Below are 5,199 nucleotides of genomic sequence, written 5' to 3'. Positions count from 1 at the left end.
GGTCTGTCATAAAATAACCTATACATTTATGCATCTCATCTTCCGGCCATCTTTGTGTGCTCCTCAATCGCAACCCCTCAGCGTAGATTCAACTACGCCTTCGGGTTTGCTCAATCGGGCGCACTCAAACCTGACCGAAATCTGAGCGCCTAAATGCACAAGTTATTTCATGACAGACCCTAAGTATAATGCCTGATTCAATTCAAGACACAATCAAATATTTGTAACCTCAAGGTACAATAGCAATTGTATCATGTGCCCGCAGCCAATGTCTTTTAATAGTCTCAACAATAATTTCGTTAAGTGTTAATGATTGCATTTGTTTTATTAATAGGAGGATTTATATTTTATGACCCTAAAGTAGCAGGATGAAGAACATCTGTCAAACTAATTGCTCCATTCTGAGACATGGGAAACCTCTGGATTCCCGTTTCCACGGGAATGATGGCTTTTACATGAGCCTCAATAACTTACTCTAACAGCCCCGGATTCATCAGGCCGTACAGGCCGAAGCCAAGCACCTCTTCAATTATAGTATCTATCTCTGATGTGTCACGCCGGGTTAAGGTGATGTGTTCAATGACCTCTCTGATACTGCCAAGGATACAATAAGAGGTGATGCGGGGGTCACATTCGCGGATGAGGTTCATCTTTGTGCCCAGCCTCAGTGCCTCTTCTATTTTCAATGCGAGGTTTGAATAAAATTCCGTGAGTTTCTGATCTGATTCTTCATCAAGGCCGGTGGCATGACGCAATAAAATCCTGCTAAGTTCAGGGTTCTCTATGAACAGGGTAAAAAGGCGGGTGAGGTTTGCCCTAAGCTGGTCTAAAGGGTCTGTCTTTTCGGGACCTGTTTCTCCAATTTTAATTGTCCTGATGCACCGGTCAATCTCAAGCAGGAGGTTGTCCAGTATGCTATCAAATATCTGACGCTTGTTTTCAAAATAGAGGTAGAAAGTGCCGCGTGCTATCCCCGCCTTTTCTATAAGGTCTGCAATGGTTGTGTCGTGGTAACCCTTTTGTGAAAATATGGTGATTGCAGCGGTTAGAATCTCTTCCCTGCGGTTTTTTTTAAGCATTAATTGCCTGCGATGGTGAGTCTTCCTATCTTGATAGTAGGGGCACAAACTTTTTGTCTTAAATCAAGGTCATTCCCTACCATCTCTATCTGCATAAGCATGTCTTTAAGATTGCCTGCAATTGTAATCTCTTCAACCGGGTATGTCAGTTCTCCGTTTTCAATCCGGATACCTACAGCACCTCTGGAATAGTCTCCGGTTACAGGATTAAATCCGAAGCCGATCAACTCTGTTACGTACAGGCCGGAGTCTACGGATTTTATAATGTCAGCAGGGGAGGAGTCTCCGGGCGTTAAATAGAAATTGGTCGGAGATACTACAGGCGGCGAACCGGCACCTCGTGAGGCATTTCCCGTTGTCGTAAGATTTAATTTTCTTGCAGAGTAGGAATCCAACAGATAGCTTTTTAAGACACCATTTTCAATAATAGCGGTTTTACCTGTAGCAGTACCTTCTCCATCAAATGGCTTGGAGCCTAAGCCCCATGGGATTGTGCCGTCATCATAAATTGTTATGTTAACGGAGGCTATCTGCTTATTCAACATCCCGACAAGGAATGAAGATCCCTTGTATATCGAGTATCCTGATATTGCCGAACATAAACTGCCGATAAGGTCTGAGGCGGTCTCTGAGTCAAACACTACAGGCGCCTGACACGTATTTATCTTCTTTCCCCCAAGACGTCTTACCGTCCTCCTTGCTGCAAGTTCTCCGATACTGACCGGACTTTCCAACTGAGAATACTTCCTCTTTGATGAGTACCATGAATCTCTCTGCATAGAACCGTCCTGAGATGCGATTGGTGTTGCAGACAGGCTGAACATTGATGACTCATAAATTCCGGCTGACCCGTTTGTGCCTGCATATATAAGGCGTGAATATCTTTTACTACAGTATCCACCCTCTGAATTGGTTATCCTTTTATCGAAGTTCATAGACGCGGCCTCTGCCTCTTTTGCAAGCCGTATCATCTCTTCCACAGATAAATCATGAACATGTTCATCATAGATAAGGGGGGGAGCTGTTTCTTTAATAGCTGTATTAGTTTGAGCAGCCGGGAGACCTGCGTAATCATCTTTTGCAGTCAGTTTTGCAATCCTGCAGGTATCTTCCAGCAACCTCTCTAAATTTTCAGGGGACAGATCAGAGGTAGATGTAATAGCACTGCTCTTCCCGAAAAAGAGTCTTAGTCCGAGTGCCTTATAGTTGGAGTCTGTAATCTTCTCTATCTCAGAGAGGCGGATTATAACAGAAGAAGTCCTCCCTTCCAATAAAATAATATCCCCATCCGTTGCCCCTCTCCTCTTAGCCTTCTCCAGCAACTGCTGTGCAGTATCTATTGAAATATCCATTCGTCCCTTAGTTTTCTTGTGTCTTATTTCTTGCTTCTAACTTCTAACTTCTTATCTCTAACATCTGCTCACTCTAATCACCTTGTCCCCCCCACCGTAATACCATCTATCTTAATCGTGGGAAGTCCAACTCCAACAGGTACAGACTGTCCGTCTTTGCCGCATGTTCCTATTCCCGCATCCAGCTCTAAGTCATTGCCGACCATGGATACTTGCTTGAGGATGTCCGGCCCGTTGCCTATAAGTGTGGCGCCTTTCACAGGTGATGTAATCTTACCGTTCTCTATCAAATATGCCTCACTTGCAGAGAAGACAAACTTGCCGCTCGTTATATCTACTTGCCCGCCTCCGAACGCAACTGCGTAAAGGCCTCTCTTAACAGATTGAATAATGTCGGATGGCTTTGAATCACCGGCCAGCATAAATGTATTGGTCATCCTCGGCAGGGGCGGGTGTGCGTAGCTTTCCCTTCTCCCGTTTCCGGTTAAAGGCATATTCATGAGTTTTGCATTAAGACGGTCCTGCAGATAGCCTTTGAGGATCCCTTTTTCTATGAGTACAGTACGTTGTGTCTGTGTGCCTTCATCGTCTATGTTTACTGAACCCCGCCTGTTGACTATTGACCCATCATCAATCACTGTGCAGAGTTCGGATGCCACCTTTTTGCCTATCATATTTGAAAATGCTGATGACCCTTTTCTATTGAAGTCTCCCTCAAGACCATGTCCTATAGCCTCGTGGAGGAGGATGCCGGGCCAGCCGGGGCTGAGCACCACATCCATAGTACCGGCTGGTGCATCAACAGCATCTAAATTTGTTAATGCCTGTTTTACAGCCTTCTCTATATAAGATGTGAAGCGGTCTTCATCAAGAAAATACGAATACTCAACCCTTCCGCCTCCGCCATAAGTCCCAACCTGACGGTTTCCTTTGTCCTCAGCAATGATTGATATATTAAGCCTGCAAAGGGGTTGAATGTCTCCTATTACAAGCCCCTCTGATGTTGCAATCAGTATCAGCTTGTATTCACTGCCAAAGGATGCAAGCACATTTTTAATGCGGGGGTCCATGCCCCGTGCAATCTTGTCAATCTTCTCAAGCAGTTCAATCTTGGTTTCTACAGGTATATCTGTTGGATAGGTCTCAAGGGGATAGAGATTGAGTACGGGTTTTGTAATCCCTTTTATAGGGACTACCGCACTTCCGGCGGACTCTGATGCAATGAAACTCGCAGTCTTTGCCGCAATCTGTATACGTTCCAGTGAAATCTCATCAGAATATGCATACCCTGTCTTATCACCCGCATTCGCCCGCACACCAATACCATGCGAGATACTTTTTGAGGCAGTCTTTACAAGCCCTTCTTCAATGCCCAGCCCTTCGCTGATAACATATTCAAAGTACAGGTCTGCATAATCTATCTTCCTGCTCAGAAACCCTTTCATCGCCTCCTGCATAGAGCGATTATCCATACCAAACTTCTCAGTGAGAAACGTTTCAGGGTTAATTAAGTTTTTTGACATGCTGACAGGATAATTTAATATGGAGGTTTGTGTCAACAGAATTTATAAAAGCCAATTATTCTAACACACATGAAAAAACATTTGCCAGACCAATACATGTTCTTTATACTATTGAAATTAAGAGGAAGTGGTCAACTGGCAAAACAAGCTGCTTAACACGTAATGGCAGAGGTGGCTTCACTCTGCTTTTCCCAACTGGTGAGCACAGGCTCATTGCATCATAATAAAGAAAGATTGAACTTATGCAATTCGAATGGAACAGGGAAAAAGCAAAAAAGAACCTTAAAAAGCACACGGTTTCATTTGAAGAAGCCATGACAGTATTTTATGATCCGTTATCAGCGACGTTTGATGACCCGGACCACTCAGTTGGAGAACAAAGATTAATAACCATTGGCTATTCCTCTCACGGACGTTTGCTGGTGGTTTCACATACTGATAGAGGTGGAGTGATAAGAATTATTAACGTACGTACCACAACCGCACATGAAAGGAAACGACATGAAAGCTAAAGATAAAAAAAATAATGATAAATTACGCCCCGAATACAATTTTGATTATTCTAAGGCTGTTCGGGGCAAGTATTACAAGCGGATTATAGAAGAAGGTGCCAATGTTGTCATGCTTGAGCCGGATGTGGCCAAGGCATTTGCTGATTCAGCCGCAGTAAATGATGCATTAAGGTCATTACTTGATTTAACAAGAACAACTCAACGCCTGACAAAGCACTCCACTGAACGCGCAAAAACTGCACGGCGGTGATTTTCCAGGATAATTATAATGAGAAAGGAAAAGTTGTTTATGCTGAAGTATTCTCTATCCTTGAAATAAATATCTCCACGTTCCTTCTGAATTGAAAAAGTGCCGTGCCCTCAACTCTTAACAAAGTTCAAAACCTCCACGAATTTCCTATACTCTCTATCATCAACTTTACCCATTATATTTAGATTCATTAAAGGTTTCCTTTTAACAACCGTATGCAGCATTGTCTTATAATTTGTGTACCAGATACATGCCTTCTGATAGGCATTATTAATCTCAGGTATATTAAGATAATCTTCCCAGGGAATATCATCATTAACAAGAATCTCCAGCCATAACAGGTCGTAACCGTTCACGGGTTAAAAAGGCACTCCTTAAAAAAGCACTTCCTGAAATTCCATCAATTTTTTCACCAAGTTTTAAAAGCTTAGAATGACCTACTAAACAAAACTTGCGTTCCAATTCCGGATAGGCTATATTATC

The 5,199-nt window shown here is 43.1% G+C and carries 6 protein-coding genes; 2 read left to right on the top strand and 4 right to left on the bottom strand.

Annotated elements, in window-relative coordinates; all coding sequences use genetic code 11:
• Positions 1 to 470: 470 nt before the first annotated feature.
• From HZA08_09095 to tldD, 3 genes are all read right to left on the bottom strand, one after another.
• Positions 471 to 1,079, bottom strand: a complete 609-nt coding sequence (locus tag HZA08_09095; protein MBI5193580.1) for a TetR/AcrR family transcriptional regulator — start codon at positions 1,077 to 1,079, stop codon at positions 471 to 473.
• The gene (locus HZA08_09090) at positions 1,079 to 2,431 is read right to left on the bottom strand and encodes a TldD/PmbA family protein (protein MBI5193579.1); all 1,353 of its coding nucleotides are present in this window, start codon (positions 2,429 to 2,431) and stop codon (positions 1,079 to 1,081) included. The genes HZA08_09095 and HZA08_09090 overlap by 1 nt, the downstream gene beginning before the upstream one ends.
• A 77-nt stretch (positions 2,432 to 2,508) precedes the next feature.
• Positions 2,509 to 3,954, bottom strand: a complete 1,446-nt coding sequence (tldD, locus tag HZA08_09085; protein MBI5193578.1) for a metalloprotease TldD — start codon at positions 3,952 to 3,954, stop codon at positions 2,509 to 2,511.
• Positions 3,955 to 4,196: 242 nt separating this feature from the next.
• Between tldD and HZA08_09080 the strand changes: the two genes are divergently transcribed.
• Positions 4,197 to 4,466: a BrnT family toxin gene (locus HZA08_09080; protein ID MBI5193577.1), complete on the top strand. Its 270-nt coding sequence runs from the start codon at positions 4,197 to 4,199 to the stop codon at positions 4,464 to 4,466.
• Positions 4,456 to 4,716: a hypothetical protein gene (locus tag HZA08_09075; GenBank protein ID MBI5193576.1), complete on the top strand. Its 261-nt coding sequence runs from the start codon at positions 4,456 to 4,458 to the stop codon at positions 4,714 to 4,716. Before HZA08_09080 ends, HZA08_09075 begins: the two co-directional genes overlap by 11 nt.
• A gap of 110 nt (positions 4,717 to 4,826) precedes the next feature.
• Here HZA08_09075 and HZA08_09070 read toward each other — a convergent pair whose 3' ends face one another.
• Entirely contained in the window at positions 4,827 to 5,072 is a 246-nt protein-coding gene (locus HZA08_09070) for a hypothetical protein (GenBank protein ID MBI5193575.1), read from the bottom strand.
• Positions 5,073 to 5,199 lie beyond the last annotated feature (127 nt).

The organism is Nitrospirota bacterium (assembly GCA_016212215.1).
Classification (GTDB): Bacteria; Nitrospirota; 9FT-COMBO-42-15; order HDB-SIOI813; family HDB-SIOI813; genus JACRGV01.
This window is presented reverse-complemented; position numbering and strand designations above follow the sequence as displayed.

Coding starts and splice junctions, on each gene's coding strand:
- HZA08_09095 (MBI5193580.1), bottom strand. CDS start 1,079: ATGCTTAAAAAAAACCGCAGGGAAGAGATTCTAACCGCTGCAATCACC.
- tldD (MBI5193578.1), bottom strand. CDS start 3,954: ATGTCAAAAAACTTAATTAACCCTGAAACGTTTCTCACTGAGAAGTTT.
- HZA08_09075 (MBI5193576.1), top strand. CDS start 4,456: ATGAAAGCTAAAGATAAAAAAAATAATGATAAATTACGCCCCGAATAC.
- HZA08_09080 (MBI5193577.1), top strand. CDS start 4,197: ATGCAATTCGAATGGAACAGGGAAAAAGCAAAAAAGAACCTTAAAAAG.
- HZA08_09090 (MBI5193579.1), bottom strand. CDS start 2,431: ATGGATATTTCAATAGATACTGCACAGCAGTTGCTGGAGAAGGCTAAG.